The sequence below is a fragment of the Bartonella sp. AD24XZML genome, assembly GCF_042196485.1.
GTDB lineage: Bacteria > Pseudomonadota > Alphaproteobacteria > Rhizobiales > Rhizobiaceae > Bartonella.
Genome location: NZ_JBHIQH010000006.1, coordinates 127,973 through 154,143, shown reverse-complemented (window position 1 = coordinate 154,143; position 26,171 = coordinate 127,973). Strand labels below are relative to the sequence as shown.

The 26,171-nt window shown below is 36.9% G+C and carries 21 protein-coding genes and 1 tRNA gene; 13 read left to right on the top strand and 9 right to left on the bottom strand.

Going from position 1 to position 26,171, the window contains the following annotated elements; all coding sequences use genetic code 11:
- Nucleotides 1-21 precede the first annotated feature (21 nt).
- On the top strand, nt 22-402 hold the full coding sequence (locus tag ACFIMX_RS00710) for a TIGR02300 family protein (protein ID WP_375611400.1): 381 nt from the start codon (nt 22-24) through the stop codon (nt 400-402).
- A gap of 117 nt (nt 403-519) precedes the next feature.
- Nucleotides 520-595, top strand: a tRNA-Ala gene (locus ACFIMX_RS00705).
- A gap of 1,600 nt (nt 596-2,195) precedes the next feature.
- On the opposite strand, the gene ACFIMX_RS00700 is transcribed toward ACFIMX_RS00705, so the two are convergent.
- On the bottom strand, nt 2,196-2,783 hold the full coding sequence (locus tag ACFIMX_RS00700) for a hypothetical protein (RefSeq protein ID WP_375611399.1): 588 nt from the start codon (nt 2,781-2,783) through the stop codon (nt 2,196-2,198).
- A 111-nt stretch (nt 2,784-2,894) separates the two neighbouring features.
- On the bottom strand, nt 2,895-4,076 hold the full coding sequence (locus tag ACFIMX_RS00695) for a DNA recombination protein RmuC (protein WP_375693895.1): 1,182 nt from the start codon (nt 4,074-4,076) through the stop codon (nt 2,895-2,897).
- A 90-nt stretch (nt 4,077-4,166) separates the two neighbouring features.
- Between ACFIMX_RS00695 and def the strand changes: the two genes are divergently transcribed.
- Genes def through truA form a run of 3 tightly spaced genes read left to right on the top strand, consistent with a single transcriptional unit; the run spans nt 4,167 to nt 6,377 of the window.
- Nucleotides 4,167-4,703, top strand: coding sequence for a peptide deformylase (def, locus tag ACFIMX_RS00690; RefSeq protein ID WP_375617507.1), 537 nt, complete (start codon nt 4,167-4,169; stop codon nt 4,701-4,703).
- Nucleotides 4,703-5,632 carry a methionyl-tRNA formyltransferase gene (gene fmt, locus ACFIMX_RS00685; RefSeq protein WP_375693894.1) on the top strand — a complete coding sequence of 310 codons (930 nt, stop codon included), beginning with the start codon at nt 4,703-4,705 and terminating at the stop codon, nt 5,630-5,632. Before def ends, fmt begins: the two co-directional genes overlap by 1 nt.
- A 1-nt stretch (nt 5,633) precedes the next feature.
- Complete coding sequence (truA, locus tag ACFIMX_RS00680) at nt 5,634-6,377, top strand: tRNA pseudouridine(38-40) synthase TruA (RefSeq protein WP_375617505.1); 744 nt, start codon at nt 5,634-5,636, stop codon at nt 6,375-6,377.
- 32 nt (nt 6,378-6,409) lie between these two features.
- Here truA and ACFIMX_RS00675 read toward each other — a convergent pair whose 3' ends face one another.
- Nucleotides 6,410-7,273 carry an LOG family protein gene (locus tag ACFIMX_RS00675; RefSeq protein WP_375617504.1) on the bottom strand — a complete coding sequence of 288 codons (864 nt, stop codon included), beginning with the start codon at nt 7,271-7,273 and terminating at the stop codon, nt 6,410-6,412.
- Nucleotides 7,274-7,379: 106 nt separating this feature from the next.
- Between ACFIMX_RS00675 and dapD the strand changes: the two genes are divergently transcribed.
- Nucleotides 7,380-8,228: a 2,3,4,5-tetrahydropyridine-2,6-dicarboxylate N-succinyltransferase gene (gene dapD / locus ACFIMX_RS00670; RefSeq protein ID WP_375693893.1), complete on the top strand. Its 849-nt coding sequence runs from the start codon at nt 7,380-7,382 to the stop codon at nt 8,226-8,228.
- A 574-nt stretch (nt 8,229-8,802) separates the two neighbouring features.
- Here dapD and lepA read toward each other — a convergent pair.
- The 5 genes from lepA to dnaK form a co-directional block, all read right to left on the bottom strand.
- A complete protein-coding gene (gene lepA, locus ACFIMX_RS00665; protein ID WP_375693908.1) occupies nt 8,803-10,608 on the bottom strand; it encodes a translation elongation factor 4 in 1,806 nt (601 codons plus the stop codon).
- 1,200 nt (nt 10,609-11,808) lie between these two features.
- Nucleotides 11,809-12,723, bottom strand: a complete 915-nt coding sequence (locus tag ACFIMX_RS00660) for a DMT family transporter (protein WP_375617501.1) — start codon at nt 12,721-12,723, stop codon at nt 11,809-11,811.
- A 32-nt stretch (nt 12,724-12,755) separates the two neighbouring features.
- Entirely contained in the window at nt 12,756-13,661 is a 906-nt protein-coding gene (argB, locus tag ACFIMX_RS00655; protein ID WP_375633738.1) for an acetylglutamate kinase, read from the bottom strand.
- Nucleotides 13,662-15,391: 1,730 nt separating this feature from the next.
- Complete coding sequence (gene dnaJ / locus ACFIMX_RS00650) at nt 15,392-16,534, bottom strand: molecular chaperone DnaJ (protein WP_375611466.1); 1,143 nt, start codon at nt 16,532-16,534, stop codon at nt 15,392-15,394.
- 158 nt (nt 16,535-16,692) lie between these two features.
- On the bottom strand, nt 16,693-18,585 hold the full coding sequence (dnaK, locus tag ACFIMX_RS00645; RefSeq protein WP_273790233.1) for a molecular chaperone DnaK: 1,893 nt from the start codon (nt 18,583-18,585) through the stop codon (nt 16,693-16,695).
- A 961-nt stretch (nt 18,586-19,546) separates the two neighbouring features.
- On the opposite strand from dnaK, the gene ACFIMX_RS00640 reads away from it, so the two are divergent.
- Entirely contained in the window at nt 19,547-20,101 is a 555-nt protein-coding gene (locus ACFIMX_RS00640; protein WP_375617499.1) for a copper chaperone PCu(A)C, read from the top strand.
- A gap of 110 nt (nt 20,102-20,211) precedes the next feature.
- On the opposite strand, the gene lysM is transcribed toward ACFIMX_RS00640, so the two are convergent.
- On the bottom strand, nt 20,212-20,667 hold the full coding sequence (gene lysM / locus ACFIMX_RS00635) for a peptidoglycan-binding protein LysM (RefSeq protein ID WP_375606145.1): 456 nt from the start codon (nt 20,665-20,667) through the stop codon (nt 20,212-20,214).
- Nucleotides 20,668-21,053: 386 nt separating this feature from the next.
- On the opposite strand from lysM, the gene ACFIMX_RS00630 reads away from it, so the two are divergent.
- From ACFIMX_RS00630 to thpR, 6 genes are all read left to right on the top strand, one after another.
- Nucleotides 21,054-21,776, top strand: a complete 723-nt coding sequence (locus ACFIMX_RS00630) for a response regulator transcription factor (RefSeq protein WP_005774392.1) — start codon at nt 21,054-21,056, stop codon at nt 21,774-21,776.
- A 39-nt stretch (nt 21,777-21,815) separates the two neighbouring features.
- A complete protein-coding gene (locus tag ACFIMX_RS00625; RefSeq protein ID WP_375617497.1) occupies nt 21,816-23,600 on the top strand; it encodes a stimulus-sensing domain-containing protein in 1,785 nt (594 codons plus the stop codon).
- 23 nt (nt 23,601-23,623) lie between these two features.
- Nucleotides 23,624-24,088 (top strand): HPr kinase/phosphatase C-terminal domain-containing protein, encoded by a 465-nt coding sequence (locus tag ACFIMX_RS00620; protein ID WP_375617496.1) that lies wholly within the window; start codon nt 23,624-23,626, stop codon nt 24,086-24,088.
- A 135-nt stretch (nt 24,089-24,223) separates the two neighbouring features.
- Nucleotides 24,224-24,622 carry a PTS sugar transporter subunit IIA gene (locus ACFIMX_RS00615; RefSeq protein ID WP_375617495.1) on the top strand — a complete coding sequence of 133 codons (399 nt, stop codon included), beginning with the start codon at nt 24,224-24,226 and terminating at the stop codon, nt 24,620-24,622.
- A gap of 17 nt (nt 24,623-24,639) precedes the next feature.
- On the top strand, nt 24,640-24,933 hold the full coding sequence (locus ACFIMX_RS00610) for an HPr family phosphocarrier protein (RefSeq protein ID WP_012754483.1): 294 nt from the start codon (nt 24,640-24,642) through the stop codon (nt 24,931-24,933).
- A 626-nt stretch (nt 24,934-25,559) separates the two neighbouring features.
- Nucleotides 25,560-26,099: an RNA 2',3'-cyclic phosphodiesterase gene (gene thpR / locus ACFIMX_RS00605; RefSeq protein ID WP_375617494.1), complete on the top strand. Its 540-nt coding sequence runs from the start codon at nt 25,560-25,562 to the stop codon at nt 26,097-26,099.
- Nucleotides 26,100-26,171: the final 72 nt, after the last annotated feature.

Sequence of the window (26,171 nt, the reverse complement as noted above, 5' to 3'; positions counted from 1 at the left end):
TTAATCAAAGAGGCACGGTTTATGGCAAAACAAGAACTTGGAACTAAACGTGTTGATCCAGAAACAGGAAAAAAATTTTACGATCTAAATCGCGATCCTATTGTGTCGCCCTATACAGGAATTTCTTATCCGCGTTCTTACTTTGAAGTTGCAGCAGCTGAAGCAAATAATGAAGAAGAAGTTGATACTGAAGAGCTTGATACAGCACTTGAAAAATCTGCTTTTATGCTTCTTGAAGATGATGATGTGGATTCTAAAGATGACGATCTTCCTGATTTAGAAGATAGTGATGTAGATCTTGGTGATGATGATGATACATTTTTGTCTCATGATGGTGACGATGAAGATGATGACGTTACTGATATTCTCGGAGGCGGTGTTTCTAATGATGACGATGCTTAAAAGAAGTAAAAGAGGACATCTTTTTTATTGAATGTAAATTCTTCTTGATCTTCAATTTTGATCGTTCTAGAAAAGCTGGAATTGTATACTGTCTTTTTGGGACAATTTGTTTTTATAGGGGCTATAGCTCAGCTGGGAGAGCGCTTGCATGGCATGCAAGAGGTCAGCGGTTCAATCCCGCTTAGCTCCACCAAAAAGACCAACTGTTCTATCAAGGAAATCAATTATAATAAAAGATGTGTGCATCAATTTAAAAGGTTTATGTGCTATTTAATTATCATTCCAATAGCGCCTGTTCCTTGCATCTTAATGATATTATAATACATTTTTAATCATTTGTTGGATTATAAAATTTACTGTTGCAACCGTGAAAGTAGATAATTTTTTTATGCTTTGCACAGAAATAGAAAATGAGCTGTTTAACTTACGCCTTGTCTTAAAGGACAAAATTTGAATTTCCTTTACCACAATATTTCCACAAATATCATAATGTGTTGTTTACCGGTATCTTTTTAAAAGATATGAAGTACTTAAACAAAGAGTAGAGAATAAAATATTAAAATATACTTCTCAATTATTGCGAATCAGAACTTTCTTTGAGTATTTTTAGCCTGATCAGATGTTCTTCCAATTAAAAATTACCCACCTTGAGTAGCATATACCTGCTCAATACTAAGGTATATTAACGCTTAAATAATATATTGATCAATTAATTTTTTTCCTTGCACGTCACAAACAAGGTTGAGGTGTGAGAGCAAAGTGGTGCCATCATTATATGTGCTAATTCCCAATGTTACGGATAATTCTTACATTTGAGAATGTATGTTCATAAAAAAACATTTTTAGTCTTTTCTTTCACAGTTTTTATCCACATACCCATTGTGCTTGTTATGTGCAAGCCAATGGTTTTATTGATTCAACCTCAAGAGATCTGAAACGATAAAACCCTACGCCATTCGAGATTCTTACTTTAATATGAATAACGATATATTATCTTTATAAATCAATATGCTTAAACCATTTAAGAAAAAGAATAAAAATGCTTCTCATAAATATTCTCAAATGCAAAAGCTATCACAACATTGGAGACTGACTTGTTACTTCATAGGCGCTACAAATCTTTCTCTGAATACTCCCTACCCTGAGTATTCATTGTGTGTAAAGTTGCATATACTTTATCATCCTATAAACGGGAGTGTTTTTACAATACAATAAGATAACTTCTTTCAATTAAGATGGACTGGATGGACGAGTATGTTTTATTTCATACAATACTAAATACACCTAGTTCTTTTGAAGACTGTAGCGCTCTCTTTATACAAAATAACGTTTTTTCGTTTAATGCATTTCTCGTTTTTTTATATTGAATATTTTACCCTTTTTATGAGGACCGAACTGCTTTTGTTTTAATTGCTATTTTATACGCTTAACAAAGAAAATATTCATATAATAATCAGCCAGTAATACGCATAATGAAAATAAAAAATGATATTATATTTTAAAATTTTTCTGCAATAATCTCTGGCACTTAGCCCAATGCGAAATGCCAGCGCTAAATAGAAGATAGTTTCTATTATAAATTTTTTTAACAAAGGAGGTAAAAATGTCGAGAGTATCTTCAAATATATTGTGTATTGCAAAAACTTTCTGTTGCTTGAGTTTATTCTAAAAAATAACAATTTATTTCATTGAACGATCGGAAAAACGACACTATTTTATCATACCATGCGGAATTTTGCTTTCGAATAATTTTATCCTATCAATTCCCTGATTGAGATTTTCAAAAATCTTCCCTAATGCCATCCACATCTTTTTAATTGCTGTTCATAGAGCCTCGATATCCTTGCCATGCGCTGTGCTGTCTGTGAAAGCGCAGCACTGACATGCCCACCACTACGTGCATAAGCACCATGCCCCATATGATAATTTAAATAAAGGCTATATGCATCATCAAACCTCACCCCATTGCGTTGAACACTTTGGCGATGATACCAAGCAACAAAATCAGCAGCATCTGCGAAATTCGTACGCCATGCAAAAGACTTTCCTGTAGAGCGAAGATACATTGCCCATGTACTATCAAGCGCTTGAGCATAACCATAAGCTGTCGACCGACGCTTCCATGGTATAAAACCAAGTAGTTTTTTGCGTGGAGGACGTGCATTGTGACGAAAGCTCGATTCCATCTTAATGGTTGCAAGAATAATAGGCATAGGAATTCCATAGCGCATTTCCGCTCTTTGAGACACCTTACCCCAATTGTCAAAAAAACCATTTTTTTGTGCTAAAATAGCACAAGCATTATTTGTGTGGATGGGAGTGGTTGTTGCACATCCCTCTAGCAAAAACACCAGTGCCCCTAAAAACAAAAGGTGTCGCATATTCCTATTCCTCTCGTTTAAGAAATAAAACAAGATAGAGATACTAAAAAATGATTACCAATCAATAAAGAACATGATCTAACTTGTAATATTTAAGAAGCTTGCTTTGCTTTATTCCTCATCAGCAAAACGCAATGTTCGCGACTGAGCCAATGTTGTCATTTTTGTTGGTTCAGAGTAATTTTCTTTTAATTCGACAGTTTCAATGCGATTTGCCCGTTTCATGATTTTGGAGGACGATATCAAAATTCCCTCTATATCTTCACCTGCTTTATGAAAGTGCTTCTGTAGTGCGCGAACACGCGTATCCATTCGTCCAAAATCTTCCATCAATTTTGCTACTTCTGATTGAATTAAATGCGCTTGTTCACGCATCCGCGCATCTTTCATAATGGTTTGTACCACTTGGACAGAGAGCATCAACAAAGATGGTGAAACAATAATCACATGGGCTCTATTGGATTTTTGTACCAATGCCTCAAAGTCCTCATAAATTGTTGCGAAAATCGATTCAGATGGCACAAAAAGGAAAGCAGTGTCATGGGTTTCTCCAGGAATCAAATATTTTTGTGCAATATCACGGATATGAACTTCCATATCGGTACGAAATTGGCGTTCTGCCTCTTGACGCTCTTGCGCTGATTCTGCCTTACGCATAGCATTCCAAGCCTCCAGAGGAAATTTAGCATCAACAACAAGAGAAGGAGCTTTATTGGGCATATGAATGAGACAATCTGGGCGCTTTCCATTGGAAAGAACAGCCTGAAAAGCATAAGCGTTTGTTGGTAAGGCATCGGCAATAATTGCTTCCATCCGCCCTTGACCGAAAGTACCACGCGTCTGCTTATTGCTTAAAATGGACTGCAACTGAACAACTTGTCCCGTAAGCGATTGAATATTATTTTGTGCTGCATCAATCACTGCTAAACGCTCTTGCAAACGATTAAAATTTTCATAAGTGGATTTGGTCTGTACCTGAAGTGTTTGGCCTAAGCTTGTTGTCATCCCATTGAGTTGCTCACTGAGTGATTTATTCAATTCAGCCTGCCGTTGACCAAAAATTTCCGCCATCGTTTGCATTCGCCCTTGCATTTCAGCTTGTGTTTTCAGCAAAGTAGCCATCTGCATTTGTGCCTCACGTGCGCGTTCAGCAATTTCATTTTCCAAAAATGCTTTTTTTCGATGAGAATGTATCAACATAAAAAATGTCAAACAGACAAGTATAAATAAAAGCAAAAGCATTAGTTTAGAAAAAAAATCACCAGCAAGTATGGAAAAAAACGAATCAAACATAAATTGTAATATAACGCTCTTATTGTAAAAAAACGCAAGAATCCGTTATTCAATATTGACCAATAACAAACCATTGATTAATCTCTACTTATGCCAATGAGATCTTTAGTTACTTTACCTGATCCGATTTTACGGGAAGTGTCCAAACCTGTTGAGCAGGTCGATTCAGCTCTCCAAAAACTTGCGGATGACATGTTGGAAACCATGTATAATGCTAAAGGCGTTGGTCTTGCTGCTATTCAAATTGGTATACCGCTACGTATATTGGTTATAGATGTCTCTGGAAATTCTGAAGATGAGCAGAAAAAACCACTTGTTATTATCAACCCTGAAATTTTATGGCTTTCAGATGAGCGTAATATTTACAAAGAAGGTTGTCTTTCTATTCCTGATTATTTTGCAGAGGTTGAACGTCCTAAACGCCTTCGTGTTCGCTATCAGAACCGTGAAGGAAAACAAACAGAAATTGAAGCAGACGATCTCTTAGCAACTTGCTTGCAGCATGAAATTGATCATTTAGATGGGCGCCTTTTTATTGATTACATTTCAAAGATCAAACGCGATATGGTGATACGAAAATTAAAAAAACGCGCAAAAGAAAAAAACATGCAGGAAGCAGTTTTGTAATGGCTTTACGATTAAGTTTTATGGGAACACCAGATTTTTCTGTTCCTATTTTACATGCTTTACTGGATGCAGGTCATGATGTTGTTGCTGTTTATAGTCAACCCCCTCGCCCAGCAGGACGTCGAGGGCTTAAATTAATCCCTTCACCTGTTCAAATTGCAGCGCAAGAAAAATCCATTCCTGTCTTCACGCCTCAAACACTCAAAACAATCGAACAACAGGAGCAATTTGCAGCACTTTCTGTTGATGCTGCTATTGTGGTGGCTTATGGACTCCTTTTACCCAAAGCTATTCTCGAAACGCCACGTTTTGGTTGTTTTAATGCCCACGCTTCACTCTTACCACGTTGGCGTGGTGCTGCGCCTATTCAACGAGCAATTATGGCTGGTGATAAAGAAACAGGTATCATGATCATGAAAATGGATGAAGGACTTGATACGGGGCCTATCGCTCTTTCTCGCTCCATCCCCATTACTGATAACACCACCACTGCGGAGCTTTCAAACAGACTTTCACATATTGGCGCAGAACTTATGGTAGAGACTTTATCAACTCTTGAAAAAGGACAACTTAAACTGACCCCACAATCAGAAGAAGGCATCACCTATGCGGCCAAAATTAGAAAAGAAGAGACCCGCATTGATTGGACAAAACCTGCAGAGTTTATTCATAGGCATATTCGCGCGCTCTCTCCCTCTCCTAGTTGCTGGTGCAACATGAATATCGGTGGACGAGAAGAACGTGTAAAAATTCTTGATAGTCGCTTAACAACAGGTCCTTCTCTTGAAATTGGACGGATAGAACCAGATTCTTTGATTATCCATTGTGGGCAAGGACGGATAGAAATAACCTCTCTCCAAAGATCTGGCGGTAAAATTCTTGAGTGCGCAACATTTTTGCGAGGTGCTCATATTTCTGCTGTTTTTTAAGATGCCACGTTTTAAACTCACTCTTGAATATGATGGTTCAAATTATGCTGGTTGGCAGCGTCAAGCAAAACTTCACACTATACAAGGAGCTCTTGAACAAGCGATTTTTTGCTTCAGTGGACAACAATTGACCATAACAACAGCAGGACGAACGGATGCAGGAGTACATGCTACGGGACAAGTTGCGCATGTTGATTTTGAAAAAAACTGGCATCCCCATACTGTACGTGATGCGCTCAATACTCTTTTACGAAAACAGGGAGAAGCAATTTCAATCCTAAACGTAGAAAATGTCCCTGATGACTTTGATGCACGATTTTCCGCTATAAAACGCCATTATCTTTTTAAAATACTTAATCGTCGCTCTCCACCAGCCTTAAATGCCAAACGCGTGTGGTGGTTGCCAAAGCCTCTTAATGCTGACGCCATGCATGAAGCAGCGCAAAAGCTTGTAGGACAACATGATTTTACAACTTTCCGTTCAGCACACTGCCAAGCCAAAAGCCCTATTCGCACCCTTGAACGCCTCGATATTCAAAGAGAAGGTGAAGAAATTTTCCTTTATGCACAAGCTCGTTCTTTTCTTCATCATCAAATCCGTTCATTCGCAGGAAGCCTCATGGAAGTAGGTATTGGACGTTGGACAGCTCAAGATCTCGAAGCAGCTCTTCATGCTAAAGATCGTAAACGTTGTGGTGTTGTTGCCCCCCCCTCAGGACTTTATTTAACCAAAGTAGAGTATTAATGATCCTTCAAGAGTGAACATCTCAAAAGTCGTTAAAGCAGTTTATAAAAAGAACGAATTTCTTCAAAAGCTTCTGCTGCTGTATTAACAAATTTTACAAAATTAATATCAGTAGGAGAAATTGTACCTTGTGCAGACAGATACTCAAAATTGACAGTATTGCTCCAAAATTCTTTGCCAAACAATAAAATTGGTACCTGTTTCATACGCCCCGTCTGTACTAAAGTTAATGTCTCAAACAGTTCATCCAGAGTCCCAAATCCTCCAGGGAAAATGGCTAGGGCTTTCGCTCGTACTAAAAAATGCATTTTGCGCATCCCCAAATAATGAAAATTGAAACATAAATGCGGCGACACATACGAATTAGGCTCTTGCTCATGTGGTAAAATAATATTCAAGCCAATCGTTGGAGCACCAACATCACAAGCACCACGATTTCCCGCCTCCATGATTCCTGGTCCGCCCCCCGTAACAACCACAAATTCACGATATTGTGTCGTAGCAGAATAAAGTGAGCACAAACGTGCAAACTCTCTTGCTTCATCGTAATAATGTGACATAGCATGCAAATTTTTCTTTTGTATTTCATTCTTTGCAACCCACGCTGCTTGCCCAGGTTCAGGAATACGCGCACCACCAAACAAAACAACTGTTGATTGAATATCATATTCTTTAAGGGTTATTTCCGGCTTTAAAAATTCAAGACTAATACGTTGTGAGCGCAGCTCTGGACGCATCATAAAATCTTGATCGATATAGGCTAAACGATAAGTAGACGAACGCACTTGTGCTGAATTAGAGACTTTATGGATCTGTTGTAGAGCATCCTTCGTATGGAGAAGTGGTGTCCAGTTTTCTTGCTCCCTTTTTCTTTTTTCTTTACAGCCTTTTTTCATGCACCTGTCCTACTTCCTCATCGTTTTATTGACTGAACACATTTCTTCGCGTAGTTCATAGAGAATAAATCTTGAAGCTTTCAACTTGTTTAACGGAACTCTCGTCATGACCCATATCACACAACTTGAAATTATTATCGAACGAGCTTTTGACGATCGTGATTCCATCGATACTACCACAAAAGGCGAAATACGTGAGAGTGTTGAACATGCATTGAACCTTCTTGATAAAGGTGAAATCCGTGTTGCAGAACGACAAAAAAATGGACAATGGCATGTTCATCAATGGTTGAAAAAAGCGGTTTTGCTCTCTTTTCGGCTTAATCCTATGCAAATTATTACTGGTGGAATCAATGGGACACATTGGTGGGATAAAGTTCCTTCAAAATTCTCTGGTTGGCAAGAGGAAGATTTTAAAAGTGCTGATTTCCGTTCCGTTCCTGGAGCCATTGTACGTCATTCTGCTTACATTGCACCCAATGTTATATTGATGCCATCCTTTGTCAATCTTGGTGCTTTTATCGATGAGGGCACAATGGTTGATACATGGACCACCGTTGGTTCTTGTGCACAAATTGGTAAACATGTCCATCTTTCTGGCGGTGTTGGTATTGGAGGTGTTTTAGAACCACTGCAAGCAAATCCAACAATCATTGAAGATCATTGCTTTATCGGTGCTCGCTCTGAAATTGTTGAAGGCTGTATTATCCGTGAAGGTGCTGTTTTGGGAATGGGAGTCTTTATTGGAAAATCAACAAAGATTATTGATCGTACAACAGGTGAAATTTTTATTGGTGAAGTACCAGCCTATTCAGTGGTTGTACCAGGTTCTCTCCCTGGAAAACCTTTACCAAATGGTGAAGCAGGACCTAGCCTTTATTGTGCTGTTATTGTAAAACGCGTTGATCAAAAAACACGAGAAAAAACATCCATTAATGATCTTTTACGTTCTTAGACACAAGATTAATGCATAATAATATTTCATCGTTTTTTAACTTGAATAATAACCTCGAATACAAGGATTCTCTCATTTCAAATCCTTTCATAGTGAATCAATCACTATCATTTCCTTACACGTTACAAACGCAGTTGGTGTGTGGGTAAGAAACACTTTAAGAAAAGAGTGAAATACTTTTAATGAATTCTCTCAAATGATAAGGACTGTCATAATATTTTGAGCTGAAAAAGAGTATGATGGGTGCGCTTTGCACCTTTCTGACGCGTAAAAGCGGTAATGCCAAAATGGATTTTATATCATTCACAGTGTATTTTACGTTATATTTTTCATAGCCCCCGTTGTGAAATGGAGTTTGATGTATTGAGTGATGATTTACGAAAACGAGCACGCCAATATGCAACATAAATGTATTTTGTTTAAAGCATTCTGTTTTACGTAAGAAAGTGACACCATTACGCAATACACAAAAACATGAAGCACGGCGCAATTCTATTTAAAGTATCCTTTAAACACCTGAACCAATCGACAAAAGCAAAAGCGCAATCAATGAGAGAAAATACCCCTTTTTTCATTATTTGTTCATTTTGAGCGCTTGAATAAATGCCGATTGTGGAATTTCTACTTTTCCAAATTGGCGCATCCGCTTTTTGCCTTCTTTTTGCTTTTCCAAAAGTTTGCGCTTACGCGTAACATCACCCCCGTAACATTTCGCTGTTACATCTTTACGCAAAGCACGAATCGTTTCGCGCGCTATAACTTTACCACCAATAGCCGCTTGAACTGGAATCTGAAACATATGCTGAGGAATAAGATCTTTCAGTTTTTCACACATTGAACGCCCGCGCTTTTCTGCAATCATGCGGTGAACAAGCATCGATAATGCATCAATAGGCTCTCCATTCACCAAAATAGACATTTTAACTAAATCACCTTCTGCATAATCTGTCATTTGATAATCAAAAGAAGCATAACCCTTTGAAATCGATTTTAGCCGATCATAAAAATCAAAAACAACTTCATTCAGTGGTAAATCATACGTTACCATAGCACGGGTTCCAACATAGGACAAACCAACCTGTACCCCACGCCGCTCTTGGCATAGCTCTAAAATTGACCCAAGATAATTATCAGGAGTCATGATTGTCGCTCGAATCCATGGTTCTTCTATGGAAGAAATTTTAACCACATCAGGCATATCCGCTGGATTGTGCAACTCTTTAACAGAACCATCATTCATATTCATGCGATAAACAACTGAAGGTGCTGTCGCAATTAAATCCAAATTAAACTCACGCTCTAATCGCTCTTGAATAATTTCAAGATGCAGAAGTCCCAAAAAACCACAGCGAAAACCAAACCCCAAAGCCGCAGACGTTTCCATTTCAAAAGAAAAACTCGCATCATTTAAGCGTAATTTGCCCATGGCTGCACGCAAATCATCAAAATCAGCAGCATCAATTGGAAAAAGCCCACAAAAGACAACCGGTTGCGCAGGCTTAAAACCAGACAAAGCATTTTCACAAGGACGGCACTCTTCAGTAATCGTATCCCCAACCCGTGTATCTGCTACCTCTTTGATAGAAGCAGTGATAAAACCAATCTCGCCTGGTCCTAACTCATCAACCTGTACCATTTTAGGTGTAAACACCCCAACGCGCTCAACTGGATATTTTGCACCTGTACCCATCATACGAATGGTCTGTCCTTTTTTTAAAATACCATCTATCACCCGTACCAATACAATAACGCCAAGATATGCATCATACCAGCTATCAACCAACATTGCTTTCAAGGGATTTGCAACATCGCCTGTATGTGGAGGTGGTAATTGTGCAACAATTGCCTCCAGAACATCAGGAACACCCAAACCTGTTTTTGCTGATATTTCTACTGCTTGAGATGTATCAATGCCTATCACATCTTCAATTTGTTCTTTAACACGCTCAGGTTCTGCTGCTGGAAGATCAACTTTATTGAGAACAACAACCAACTCATGGGAATTATCAATGGCTTGATAAACATTTGCTAACGTCTGCGCCTCTACGCCTTGGCTTGCATCCACCACCAACAGAGAACCTTCACAAGCTGCCAATGAACGCGAAACCTCATAAGCAAAATCCACATGACCAGGTGTATCCATAAGATTTAAAATATAGGTTTCACCATTCTTTGCTTTATAGTGTAAACGTACCGTCTGTGCTTTAATAGTAATTCCACGTTCACGCTCAATATCCATGGAATCGAGTACTTGTTCTTTCATCTCACGTGTATCAAGCCCACCTGTTATTTGAATCAAACGATCAGCTAAAGTGGATTTGCCGTGATCAATATGCGCCACGATGGAAAAATTACGAATATAATTACGATCTATTGTCATATAAGGCGATTTAGCAAAGAATAATACAAAACGCAAAGACCAATTATGCTCCGGCTTCTATCAAAAGAATATAAACCTAAAAAGCTTCTCAAAACACAACTTTTTATAGCCTAAAAAATGAGGCTTTTGTTTGCTAAATTAAATCCAATGGTGCTAAAATGATCCTTTCACATCTTATTTGATAACTCATATGCTGTAGTAAGCTGGCACCATCACACACTTTGCCAACCTCCAATATTACGACGATCCTTTACACTTGAAAAAGTTTATAAGAGATATGCCTTTCTTGTACAGTCTTTACCCACATGCCCCCCACCCACTTGTGATGTGTAAGCAAGTGATTTGGATTGATTTAACATGAAAATGATTTGAAGTGAGAAAGTTTTACAATATTCAGGGTTTTAACTCAATGTGAATAATGATATATTATAATTATAAATCAATGTATTATCATATTTATATGATGGGCGTGTATATCATTTAGGCTTGCAATAAATTCGCAAGAAATGCTTTTTTATTTGTATGCAATAATCTTCTTTTTTAGCAATCTTATATAAGATAACATGAATATCGAGGGAGTTTCTTCTCAATTTTTAAAACTTTAGAAATATGCTCTATTGAGTGATGCTTTTGTATACTTTTTATATAACTCCTTCCTTCCTCTATTAAAGATAAAACACACCAATCCTCTTCGATTCATTGGATAACGCATTGATTTATAATGATGCTCTGTGGTTTTTCTATACTTCATGTGGACCGTCAATGAATATGATGTATATTGAGAAAATTATCTTTTAAAAAAAACGATTTAATGCACAACGTTATGGGTACTTTGGACGTTCTATTTTGCGTGAGAAGCGTAACTCTATTAAAGGACAAAAGAAATAACGTGCGACAGTGCATAGTTTTCATTATTCAAAAACATTACCGTAGATATTTTTGAAAGTTGTAAAGCCGAATTTAAAGATAGGCGTTAATTTTTACCTTTATATCACCTCATGCTTTGGCTCAATAAAGGTTGTCTGCCCGTTTCAGAAGTTAGGCAAACAGATAGAAGCATACTATTTCTCCAATTTGGCATGCAAAAGCTGGAATAACTTATAGAACTTCTTAATCATCTTAATATTAAAAAAGCCTTAAAAATGAAAACTCTACAAGAAAAAATCTCATGCAATAAAATCATAATAAAAAAATGTATAGCTAATCAATTTTTTTAATTGCTTTATTTTTTTTACGCCATTGTGAAGGTTGTAATTCAGCCACAATGATCCCAATCAGAATAAGCAAACCGCCCAATAAAGCTAAGGGAGATAAATGTTCTCCAGCCAAACGCCCAACAATACCAGCCCATACCGGTTCACCTGCGTAAATGAGTGTCGCACGCGTAGGGGAAATAGACTTTTGTGCCCAATTCATAGCTAATTGAATGATGGCACTCATTAATGCCAATCCTATACCAATATTAAACCACACCCACGAAAATTCAGGAATGCTTTCACCCATCAAAGGCATACAAGCAAATGAAAAAAAACCACTAAAAAATAACTGAATAATGGTTACACGCCGACTATCAACCTTGTTCGCAAAAATTCCGATGAGTATGACTTCTCCAGCAATCGCTAAAGCGCCTAACAAAGTTAAAATTTCGCCTTTTGAAAAATCAAAATTTCCCGGCTTTTGTCCTGAAATCAATACAAGCCCAATAAAAGCGAAAATAATACCAATCCAACAAGCTAAACGGGGAGGTTTTTTAAAAACAATCCATTGCAAGATTGGAACCATCGGTACATAAAGCGCTGTGATAAAAGCTGACTGACTACTAATAATTGTTTGAAGTCCAGCTGCTTGAAAAGCATAACCAAAAAACATGGCTAAACCTATCGCCATCCCAGCGAAAACTTCATAAACAGTTATACCTTTTATAGAGCGCCAAAAAATTACCCCACATATAAGAGATGCAACAATAAAACGAAATCCAACAAAAAACAGAGGACCACTATAGCGTACCGCAATGTGAATGACTAAAAATGTAATGCCCCACAATATTGTCGCAGTAAATATTGCCAATTCTGGCTTACTTAATAAAGGATATTTAAACTGTTTTAGATTCACCATGAAAAACTTTCTCTTCCAATTTTCCCCACAATTTATGAAACAATAAGCGTTCCAACTCCCTGTTCGGTAAACAGCTCTAGTAAAACAGAATGAGGAGTTTTACCATTTAAAATGACAACACCTTCCACACCATTTTGAAGGGCTTTTATACAAGTCTCTACTTTTGGAATCATACCTCCTGAAATTGTCCCATTTTTAATAAATTTTTCAGCTTCAGAAACTGTCAATTCTTTTAAAAGTTTACCCTGTTTATCCAAAACACCAGGAACATCAGTGAGAAATAAAAGGCGTTTAGCCTCTAATGCACCAGCAATAGCTCCAGCAAAAATATCAGCATTGATATTATAAGTTTTACCATCGCGTCCTGGAGCTACAGGAGCAAGAACTGGTATCATTTCAGAAGATGCTAAAAGATCTAGCAATGTGCGATCAACTTCAACAGGCTCACCAACAAACCCCAAATCTAAAACACGTTCAATATGCGAATCAGGATCAATGACAGTTTTATAAGCCTTTTCGGCAAAAACCATATTGCCATCCTTGCCGCATAATCCTATTGCCCATTCACCCTCAGCATTGATGAGAGCAACAATTTCTTTATTTATGGAACCCGCTAAAACCATTTCAACCACTTCAACGATCCGCTCATCGGTTACCCGTAGTCCGTTTTCAAATCGCGATTCAATCCCCATTTTCATTAAAATTTCAGCAATTTGAGGCCCACCACCATGAACAACAACAGGATTAATTCCCGATTGCTTTAATAGAGCAATATCACGCGCAAATGCTCGCCCCAAATCAGGATCACCCATAGCATGGCCGCCATATTTTACCACGACCGTTTCATTTTCATATTTTTGCATATAAGGTAAAGCAGACGATAAAAATGCTGCTTGTTTTTCCAAAACATCTACATCACCGTTTTTAGCATCATCCATCAATAGAGCCTCCTCATCACTTTTTACCATCTCTTAATGAAATTTAGGAAAAGTGAAAACAATAAAACCAAACTTTACTCTATCCACCCCCTCCCCTGAAAATCGTCAATTTTCCTCTAAATTACGAAAAAGGAATAACGAAATGAAATACAAAATACTTCCTTTAAAAATTGACAGCGAAAAATTAAACAAAATAGACGTAAAAAAATGTCATTATTTTATGATCTTATATATAAAATTGAAAAGCAAAATTTTGAAGCTAAGCCGTACATTCAACTCATTAGTTTATCCCTATGGATACTTAACAATGAATAGGAATATATACAACCATTGATTTTGTAAGATAAAAATAAAGTTTCTTATCATAATAAAATTAACATATTCCCAAGATAAGAAATCACTCAACCGCTTTATAGCTTATCTCAATAAACTATAACTTTGGTTTTAAAAATTTGACTTTTTCTCAATCATTAAACATGAGGAAATGTCAACTGAACGCTCCTCATGGAGAATTATAATAAATTGATTTATAATAATAATTTATCTTTTTATATCGTAAAATTGAAAAAAGGCTTTGCAAAATTATCATATATTTTGATTTTATTGCGAGTAGCTCTTCAGAAGCATCTTCGTAAAAGCATTTAATTGTTTAGATTACTCTCTTCGTAAGGTTTTATAAAACTTCTCATTTTTCATGATCTGTCATTAAGTTTTTCTTTCTGCATAGCGATACATGCTTGAATTATTCAATGTTTTTTAGAATTTTTAATTCTTTTAATTATGTTATTTTATGAAAAAAGATTCATTTCGTAAATTTCCCTTTCCATATCACTAATCAATTTCAACAATATATCGTGCTGTTTTCTAAGCATATTGTGCTATTTTTTATTGTATTTATTTTTTCTTTTTAAAGGTAACTTCCTCTATCTTCCCACCAACTTTTTATTATGCCAATAAATTCAATTAAGTGAATTCCATCGAATCTGTTTCCCCACAAGAGAGATACATCGAATACCTCAAAACTTGTTTTGTTATGTCTTCTTTAGCATTCAACACACATTATCTCATTCCACAATTTCTTTGGAACAAAATAAACTTGATTATAGCGTTTTTTATTATCTGGAAGAACTATTTATGACATCAGAAATACAAAACTAAATCCGCATCTAAAAAGACATGATTACTGCTAAAAGCTAAGATGAGGCATGTAAAAGCTATTCCGAATAAAATAACCCTTATTTTAAAGGAAGCAGTGATTAAAACTATGAAAAATGCCAAAAATAAAATCGGTTATAAGAATTTGATACTTTATTTGAAAAAGATGGATTGCCTAACAGTTTATTTAGCGTTTCTTGGCAAGCCGCTACCTATTTTATAGTTTTATTATAGAGCCTTTAAAAAGAAATTTTGAGTGAAAAAATAAACACAAAAAATACTGAATGCATAAAGGCAGTTATCATGACACTGGCAATATTTATTATCAATCACTCAATTGCGTTCTTATATGGATAAGCCCTTTTTAAAATGTTATAGACACTCAAAAATAAGACTTATCCATAAAATTCATGAAATATAAAAACTATCAGCAGCAGGAGTTTATCCTAAATTAGCTATCTCTCTCTTTTCTTTTCAAGAAAAAATGCTTTTCAAAGATAATGAGACAATAGAAAGCTTAATGAAAATAACTTTCCCACAGTTCTCTCTAATTATTCTGAGAACATTCACATATTTTAACCAGAAATATTTTCAAAAAATTCTTTCATACGTGAAAAAAAACCATGTGATTGCGGTGAATTTTCATGATTTGAGAGTTTCTCAAATTTTTGCAACAATTCACGTTGTTCTTGCGTTAATTTCTGCGGTGTCTCAATCGTGATATGGATGTAAAGATCACCCCTTGCTTGCTGACGGCGCAACATAGGCATACCTTTGCCTCTAAGGCGGAATTGACGTCCATTTTGTGTCCCTTCTGGAATCTTAACGCGTGCTTTAACACCATCAAGGTCGGAAACTTCAAACTCTCCTCCTAAAGCAGCTGTTACCATTGAAATAGGAACGCGACAGTGAAGATCTGCTCCTTCTCGCTGAAAAAACTCATGCGGTTTAATGGAAAGGAAAATATAAAGATCACCATTGGGCCCACCACGAATACCAGCATCACCCTCACCAGAAAGGCGAATACGCGTTCCATCTTCAATACCAGCTGGAACATTTACGCTTAATGAACGTTTTTTCTCTATACGCCGTGTCCCCTGACATTTGGGGCATGGATCCGTAATAGTTTCACCACGTCCATGACATGTAGGACATGTCCGCTCAATAGAAAAGAAACCCTGTGCAGCACGCACACGACCAGATCCATGACATGTTCCACAAACTTGCGGCTTAGAGCCTTTTCTCGCTCCTGATCCTTCACAAACATCACACGTAACGGAACTGGGAATATTAATTTCTGCAGTTTTTCCTGAAAATGCCTCTTCTAAAGTCACTTCCATATTATAACTCAAATCTGCGCCACGTTCGCGACTATCACCACGCTTACGGTGTGTCCCTCCCATAATCTCACCAAAAAAGTCTTCGAAAATATCCGCAAATCCACCACCAGCAGCAAAACCACCAAAGGGATTTGCTCCCCCTTGACCACCGCTATTTTCAAAGGCCGCATGGCCAAATCGATCATAAGCAGCACGCTTCTGGGGATCTTTAAGAACTTCATAGGCTTCGCCAATTTCTTTGAATTTTCGCTCTGCCTCTTTATCCCCCGCGTTGCGATCAGGATGATATTGCATTGCCAACTTACGAAAAGCAGATTTCAACTTTTTATCATCACATTCGCGAGTCACGCCAAGAATTTCATAATAGTCAACCTTCATCATGTATTCCTGATAATTTTTCTGTCATCCATCTTTATGGATAATATTGCTTTTAATTTATATTTTTAGCAACAAAGTTGCAACTTATCTCAAATAATAAAGCCCAGCCTTATATTTCAAAGGCCGGGTTTATCAATTAATCAACACATATGCTGACACTATTTCTTCTTATCATTAACTTCTTCAAAATCAGCATCAACAACATCATCATTCTTTGCCTCTGTTTCAGTGTCAGCGCTCGCTGCTTGTGAGGCTTCGTACATAGCCTGTCCAAGTTTCATACTGACTTCTGCTAATTTTTGCATCTTTGTTGTTACTTCTTCCGTATCACTGCCTTCAAGCGCAGATTTCAAATCAGATATTGCTGTTTCAATCTGTCCCTTTTCTTCAGCTGATACTTTATCGCCATATTCATTGAGCGACTTTTCAGTTGAATGAATAAGAGCCTCCGCTTGATTTCTAGCTTCAACACCTTCACGGCGTTTTTTATCCTCAGCCGCGTGCTCTTCTGCATCCTTTACCATTTTTTCAATATCAGCATCACTTAAACCACCTGATGCCTGAATACGAATTTGATGCTCTTTACCTGTTCCCTTATCTTTGGCCGAAACATTAACAATACCATTCGCATCGATATCAAAAGTAACTTCAATTTGAGGTATACCACGTGGTGCTGGAGGAATACCAACAAGATCAAATTGAGCCAATAACTTATTATCACTTGCCATTTCCCGTTCACCTTGGAAAACACGAATCGTTACAGCACTCTGGTTATCATCAGCTGTCGAAAAAACTTGCGATTTTTTCGTCGGGATAGTGGTATTGCGCTCAATAAGGCGTGTGAAAACCCCACCCAAGGTTTCAATACCCAAAGATAAAGGTGTTACATCTAGCAACAACACATCTTTGACATCGCCTTGCAATACACCTCCTTGGATGGCAGCACCCATTGCGACCACTTCATCAGGGTTAACGCCTTTGTGTGGATCCTTACCAAAGAAGCTCTGCACAACTTGCTGAATCTTGGGCATACGTGTCATTCCACCCACTAAAACAACTTCGTCAATCTCACCGGCCTTTAATCCAGCATCTTTCAACGCAGCTTTACAAGGTTCAATGGTACGCTGCACTAAATCGTCAACGAGAGATTCAAATTTTGCCCGAGTCAATTTCATTGTTAAGTGCTTGGGACCTGATTGATCTGCCGTGATAAATGGTAAATTGATTTCTGTTTGCTGTGACGAAGAAAGCTCAATTTTTGCTTTTTCTGCCGCTTCTTTTAAGCGCTGTAAAGCGAGTTTATCATTCTTCAGATCAATTCCTTGCTCTTTTTTGAATTCATCGGCAAAATAACCAACCAAGCGCATGTCAAAGTCTTCACCCCCTAAAAACGTATCTCCATTGGTTGACTTAACCTCAAAAACCCCATCTCCAATTTCAAGGACTGAAATATCAAATGTACCACCACCAAGGTCGTAAACAGCAATTGTTTTTCCGTCCTTTTTGTCCAAACCATAAGCTAAAGCAGCAGCAGTTGGCTCATTAATAATCCGTAAAACTTCAAGTCCAGCAATTTTACCTGCGTCTTTCGTGGCTTGACGTTGCGCATCATTAAAATAAGCAGGAACCGTAATAACGGCTTGTTCAACTTTTTCACCAAGATAAGATTCTGCTGTTTCCTTCATCTTTTGCAAAATCATAGCTGAAATTTGTGACGGAGAATATTTCTTTCCCGCCTCTTCAACCCATGCATCACCATTGTCACCTTTAACAATTTTATAAGGAACAAGCGCTTTATCTTTTTCAACCATAGGGTCATCAAAACGGCGCCCTATCAAACGTTTAACTGCAAAAACTGTCCCTTCAGGATTTGTCACCGCCTGCCGTTTAGCAGGTTGCCCAACAAGCCGCTCCCCCCCATCAGTAAAGGCAACAACGGAAGGTGTTGTTCGCGCTCCTTCTGAGTTTTCAATAACTTTTGCGTTTTTGCCATCCATAACAGCCACACAAGAGTTCGTTGTCCCCAAATCAATACCAATTACTTTTGCCATATTATAATCTCCATTCAGCAAGCTACCTCAACCTTCATAAAGCATCTTTTTAAGATAGCTCCTCATAACACCTAAAGCCCGTATATTGCTTCAAGCAACATAAATAATAATAAACTGCAAGTCGCAACAAGCCTTGCTGCCTCGTATATAAGAACAGGCTTTTATTGCTACAAGAGAATAATGAGAGAAACATCTCCAAAATAAAAAATTTATTTTAAAATAGGCACTCTAATGACCCATAAATACCATATTTATGAGAGACTTGAGAGCATAATATATTTTTCTTGCAATTCTCAAAAAATATATCTTTCTATAAAAATTAAAAAATAAAAGAATGATTGCACTCTCGCTCTTGATCTTCTCATCATTGATAAAATCATACTCACGTAAAAGCTTTTTAAAAGGCGAATAATTTATATCACAAATATTATAAATCTTCCTTGGACTAAAATAGTCATCATATCTAATGCTCATATCAGTAAAGGTATTATCTATCGATCTCCTTTCAAAAATTCTCCTTCTAACGGTCTCATTGTTTGCGGCTATTTGAAATCTGTGCTTTAAATTCACCTAAAGCGTTTTTTCTTAACTGTATAATTTTGAACTTTGAAAATATATAAAAATACCTCTGTATAAACGCTTAAAAATGCCAAGAGCTGTCATAATATTAAAAATTGGTAAAGTGGTTGATGATTGTTCTGTATTATATCTTCATTAAGTAAAATAGTAGTGAATCATAGATTTTATACCATTTGCAAATACTATTTATGAGATGAACACGGAAGCGTTAAGAGGTGTGTTGTCATTGTAAATCTTACTGTCTTCTTTTAAATTTCAAGAATTCTATGATTTTTATATTCAAATCAATTTCATTTTAGCATTTCTTTCTTTTATTTTAAATAAAAGCTCTGCTAAAATAAAAAATATTCAAAGTGTGAATCTTATGAAGGAGGGTAAATCAATGATGACATCTATTATTAAGAAAATAACAAATCTCATCTTTAAGAATATAATACATACACAATATCCATACAAAAAGGTTATCATAAATATCGTGTGTGCTCTTCTCTTTGCTGGTATAACCCTGCCAGCAGGTGCTCAGCAATATAAACTTGGCGACATAGAAATTCTCAATCCTTGGACACGCGAAACACTTAGAGGTATAAGAGTTGGTAGCGGTTATCTCTACATTATTAATCATAGTAATACCCCAGACCGTTTAGTTTCTATTTCCACAAACGGAGTAAAAACAACAGAGATACACTCTATGGCTGTCGTTAATGATATTATGAAAATGGAAAAATTGCACAATGGCATTGAAATTCCGGGAAATGGCGAAATCACGCTTAAGCCTGGCGGTGATCATATTATGTTCATGGGGCTTTCACAACCATTTAAGTTAGGTGATAAAATTAGCGCAAAATTAACATTTGAGAAAGCAGGAACCATTGATGTTGATTTCTCTGTAAACGCTATGAAAGTACCATCACCTTCTAAATCCTCTCCTGTTCACTAAGCTCCTTTTATTATAAATACACACTTTATAAAATGAAGAAGCGTGAGATTTTTTACGCTTCTTTATTTTTTGTTTAATGCCATCAGTAAAAAATTATCCCCTTTGATGAATTAACTATGGTCAATTTCAGGAATACGTAAAACTTGTCCAGGATAAATTTTATCGGGAGATTTTAGCATTGGCTTATTGGCTTCAAAAATAAATGTGTTTTTATTACCTTGCCCTTTTCCATAAACCTCTTCAGCAATTTTCCAAAGATTATCACCAGATTTGACCTCATAAAAGCGAGAAGTTTTTCTAGGCGTTGTATCTATAACCTTTAATTGATCAACATCTACAGACGAGATACCTTGTGAATTGCCAACAACCAGCAGTGCTTTTTCAAGTGTTTCCCTATCTGGAACTTCACCGCTTAAAATAGCTTTACCGTCTTCAACTTGAATATTGACTTTTTCTGTACCGAGTTGAAAATGATCAAATGCTCTCTTAAAATCCTTTTCTTTTGGTTCATGGTCCCCAATACCTAATTTTTCCCCTACAGTTTTAATAAAATTAAAAAATCCCATTACGACCTCCTTTCGTGTAGCAGAAACAAATTTTTGTGCATATATTGCCACATTCTTTTCTTTGCTCTTAAAACACATAGGCAGATTTTCTAAACTTCAACAATCAAAACTACATCTGTTCAATTATGAGACAAATACAATAATAAACTTTGTAATAAACCTTGATAAAAAAAGCCTTTATGAAAATTTTCTCTCAAATGAAGGGATCTTAATAGACGTAGAAACATTATAAATTATGAAAGCAAAACAAGATTTTACAGTAATGACAAAAGGTTTTTTACTTTGCTACAATTTGTATCATATTTGTTTTGCAAAAAAAATATGAACTCCCATATAAATAAGTGTGGGTAATTTGCTACCACAGCAATAGAAAGGTCTAAGAAACCATGAAAGATACACCAACAATCACGCAAACGATTGTACTTGTTGATGATGATCGCAATATTTTGACATCTTTATCTTTTGCGCTTGAGACAGAAGGATATCGGGTTGAAAGCTATACAGATGGAGCATCTGCACTCAAGGGTCTCACACTTCACCCTCCACACTTAGCTATTTTTGATATTAAAATGCCCCGAATGGATGGGATGGAACTTTTGCGTCGTTTGCGTCAAAAATCTGATCTTCCAGTTATTTTTCTTACCTCTAAAGATGATGAAATTGATGAATTATTTGGTCTCAAAATGGGAGCTGATGATTTTATTACTAAACCTTTCTCCCAACGTCTTCTTATTGAACGCGTGAAAGCTATTTTACGCCGTTCTAATGCACGTAACCAACCGCTTTCTACAGGAACTTCTTCCACCTCTTCTCTCAAACGCGGAGATCTTGTGATGGATCAAGAACGCCACACCTGTACATGGAAAGATAAACCTGTTATTTTAACCGTTACGGAATTTTTGATTCTGCAAACCTTAGCACAAAGACCAGGAGTTGTAAAAAGTCGTGATGCTTTAATGGATGCTGCTTATAGTGATCAAGTCTACGTAGATGATCGCACCATTGATAGTCACATTAAACGTCTGCGTAAAAAGTTTAAACAAGTGGATGATGATTTTGCAATGATTGAAACACTTTATGGTGTAGGTTATCGTTTCCACGAGGTATAAAACTACTTTGTCGCAAAAATTTGAATGGCAATCAAATCGATGACAGACAATTTTCAACTGGAAACTTTACAAAAAACAACCGTTAATGGTACATCCTCGACGCCATTTCTTATGTTCGCTCGTTTGCATCTTCGAACACAACGTCTCTTTAGACAATTGCTTTTTTCCAGCCTCACACGTCGCATTGTTATATTAAACATTGCTGCTCTTGCTGTTTTAGTTACAGGCATTTTATACCTTAACCAATTTCGCGATGGTTTAATTGAAGCAAAAATCAAAAGTTTATGTACCCAAGGAAAAATTATTGCTGGGGCTATTGCTGCTTCTGCAACAGTAGATACAAATTCTATCCTCATTGACCCTCAAAAACTCTTAGAGTTACAGACTGGTGAAAGCGTTACACCCGCTCCTCAATCAACCGATTCTTGGGATTTTCCTATTAACCCTGAGCAAGTTGCCCCTCTTTTACGGCGTCTTATTACACCTAAAACGACAAGAGCACGTATCTATGATCGTGATGCTACTCTCCTTCTTGATTCGCGCGTTCTTTATTCTAGTGGAGAAGTTTTTAGTTATGATTTACCCCCACTTAAAACAGAACAAAACATGTGGGATCGCCTTACTTCATGGTATTCAAGCGCATTTTATGGCAAAGGCATTGCTCTTGACAGAGAACAAACAAAAACCAGTGGTATTGCTTATCCAGAAGTGTACCGCGCATTAAACGGATCTCTTGCTACGGCTAAAAGACGCAACAGACAAGGGCAATTAATTGTTTCTGTTGCCGTTCCTGTTCAACGCTATCGCGCAGTGGTTGGAGCTCTTCTTCTTTCAACCACTGGTTCCGATATTGATAACATTGTAAAAGGCGAAAGACTGGTTATCTTTAAAGTTTTTGCCGTTGTAGGTAGCGTACTTTTGGTTCTTTCTCTCTTTTTGGCCCATACGATTGCCCATCCATTAAGTAAATTATCTGCCTCGGCTAATCGAGTGCGTAATGGCAATAATCAGCGTGTAGAAATTCCTGATTTTTCAATGCGTGAAGATGAAATTGGTCACCTTTCAACTTCTATTCGTGATATGACTAATGCCCTTTATATGCGTATTGAAGCCATTGAACGCTTTGCTGCTGATGTAAGCCACGAATTAAAAAATCCTCTCACCTCTCTACGCAGTGCTGTTGAAACGCTCCCTCTGGCTAAAAATGAAGAAGCACAAGAGAAATTGCTGGAAATTATTCAACATGATGTGCGCCGCCTTGATCGGTTGATTACAGATATTTCTGATGCATCGCGACTCGATGCAGAGCTTGCACGAGAAACCGCAGAGATTGTTGATATGACACCGCTTTTGGAAAGTCTTGTTCATGCTGTTCAGGAAGTGTATCGTAATACGCAAACCATTGATATAAGCCTTAATATTGTCCCACGTCCTCATGGAAAAGCCTATCTTGTATTGGGACACGAACTCCGTTTAGGGCAAGTGATTTCAAATCTTCTTGAAAATGCGCGTTCTTTTATTCCTCGGAATCGTGGCAAAATTTGCATTACTATGAAAAGTCATGCTTCAACCCTTATTTTAACCATTGAAGATAATGGCCCAGGTATTCGTTCAGAAAATATTGAACGCATTTTTGAACGTTTTTACACAGATCGACCAAATGAAGATGCTTTTGGACAAAACTCTGGACTTGGCCTTTCTATTAGTCGGCAAATCATCGAAGCTCATAATGGGACAATTACAGCCGAAAATATTATTGATCCTACACTTGGGAAGTGTAAAACTGGTGCACGTTTTACTATTATACTTCCGCTTGCTAAATAAATCTTTTATCCAAAGTAAAAGACATGAAAACAAAATGTGAAATACTCCACGCAAATTGCCTTCAACTGGGCGGCAAGGGGCTGTTAATTATAGGTCCATCGGGATCAGGAAAATCAACCATCACCCTTTCTTTGCTTGACCGCGCTGAGTGGTCAAAACGTGAAGCGAAGCTTATCAGTGATGATTATACAATGTTGCGTGCGGAAAATGGAAAGCTTCACGGATACACTCCTGATAATTTAGAGGGCGGCATCGAGATTCGTGGCGTTGGTCTTTATATGATAGAATTTAAAAAGCACACAACTATCGATTGCATTATTTTTCTCGGTCCGGAATATGAACGTTTTTCCACAGATAAAACTTTTCAATTTGAAAATTTGCACATTCCTCTTTTAAAACTTCCCTCTCTTCGTGAAGCCGATTGTACAGCCATTTGTCAAGCTATTGAAGCATTTTTGTTTAGAAAAATATGGCTAAAATCTGTCTAATTTTTTCTAAAGATAAAAAAATCACAATTTTTGCCTTTTTTTTGCAAATTTTTCTTGGCAGCAAGATAAAGCCTTGTACAATGTCTTTCCCACCAACTATGGTTGGGTCTTATTAGTTAACAGGAGTTTGCGTAAATGATTGGACTCGTGCTTGTAACGCACGGTGAGCTGGCTGTCGAATTTTTACATGCCGTGGAACATGTTGTTGGAGTACAAGAAAAGTTCGCAACAATATGCGTTTATCCCGATGACGATATAGATCAGCGCCGAGGTGATATTATAGCCGCAGTAACCGATACAAATACGGATCATGGCGTCATCATATTAACAGATGTGTTCGGTGGAACACCATCAAATATAGCTATTCCTGCTATTGAAAAAGGACGCGTTGAAATGATTGCGGGTGTTAATTTGCCCATGCTTATTAAACTGATTTCTATTCGCAAATGTCCTGATATTTCATTATCAGACGCGTTAAGAATAGCACAAGAAGCAGGGCGTAAATATATTAATGTACCAAGTATGATTTTATAGCGGATAATAAAATACCAATGTTTTCCAAAGATACCCTCCCATGTATAAGTCGTCATTTCAATATCTGTAATAAACGTGGATTGCATGCACGTGCTTCTGCAAAATTTGTACAAACTGTTGACAATTTTAATGTTACTGTTGAAGTTGAAAAGGACGGGAAAATTGTTGGCGGATCATCAATTATGGGACTTATGATGCTAGCGGCTTCATCCGGTTGCAACCTCACCATTCGTGTTTCAGGACCAGAAGCAACAGATGCTCTTAATGCTCTTGAAAAGCTCATCAATAACAACTTTGGAGAGGAAAACTAGTGCTTTTTCATCATAAACAAAGATGATAATTCTTAGAAAATAGGAACTTTCCATCATTATTTTGAATTTTAATTTCTCTTCCCGCTTTTATACCAATATTCATATCCATTATAGATTGGCATAATTATCATAAATGTAAAAGCTTATAGTAATTTTGTTATGCTCGATTTTTTTCTTCCTTTCCTAACATTATTTGACCAATTTGAATAGTTTTGCGTATTATGGCTATTCCCCGACTTAATCATATAATTAAATTTTTACAGAAAAGAGAACTCTTCACCTTGTATTAAAGTATGCTTTATTTTAGGCTAAAGATAAATGTCAAAATAATTTCGCACATCAAAAATCTATCAACTTTTCTTATTTTCTGCTAACTTTGTAGCCTTTATAATACACAAGTAATCTTCCATTGCACATCATTGTGATACAGATCCTGAAAACGCAATTCTTATCAATATCATAGCCATTTTCTTAAAACGAATAAGCTTTGTACGACCATAATTATAGTAAGCATTTTTTAGACATTCTTTTTCTATACTATTGCCTTGTTTTCTGTGGTACGTGCCCCGCCCTTATTATCTATATTGCGCTTGGGATAGCATCTTTCATTATAAGGAGATAATATCATGGGTCGTCTATTTAGTGCTCTTCAGATTCCTCAACAAACAACAAAAGCCCTCGTATCATTGCAAAATGGCTTACCAAAAGCGCAATGGATCAACCCGCAAAATTTTCATGTCACCTTATCTTTTTTTGGCGAAGTTGAAAGCTCCTTAGCAGATGAAATTATGCATACCTTTAACACTATAGAACTTCCTTCTTTTACGCTACAGATAAAAGGTTTTGAAGTTTTTGGTTCAGAAAATGCTCCTCATTCTCTTGTGGTTCGCATTGAACCTTGTGAAAAGCTTACTCTTTTACATGAAAAGACGCAATATATCCGGAATAAATTAGAGTTAAAGACTGATAAAAGACTATTTATTCCGCATATCACTCTTGCACGAATATTTGATATTAATCTTAAAGATCTTTCTTCTTATCTATCTTTTCAAGATGATTTTTTTGTTCCTCCTTTTGAGGTTGATCATTTTGTTTTATTGTTATCGGCCTCTCCCTTAAATAAGGCTCCCTATATTGTAAAAGGAAGTTGGGCGCTTCAAAGATAAAAGGGTGTTTATAACACCCTTTAAAAACCCTTTAAGAAAAGACTTCATATATGTGTGATTGCAGGGAATACT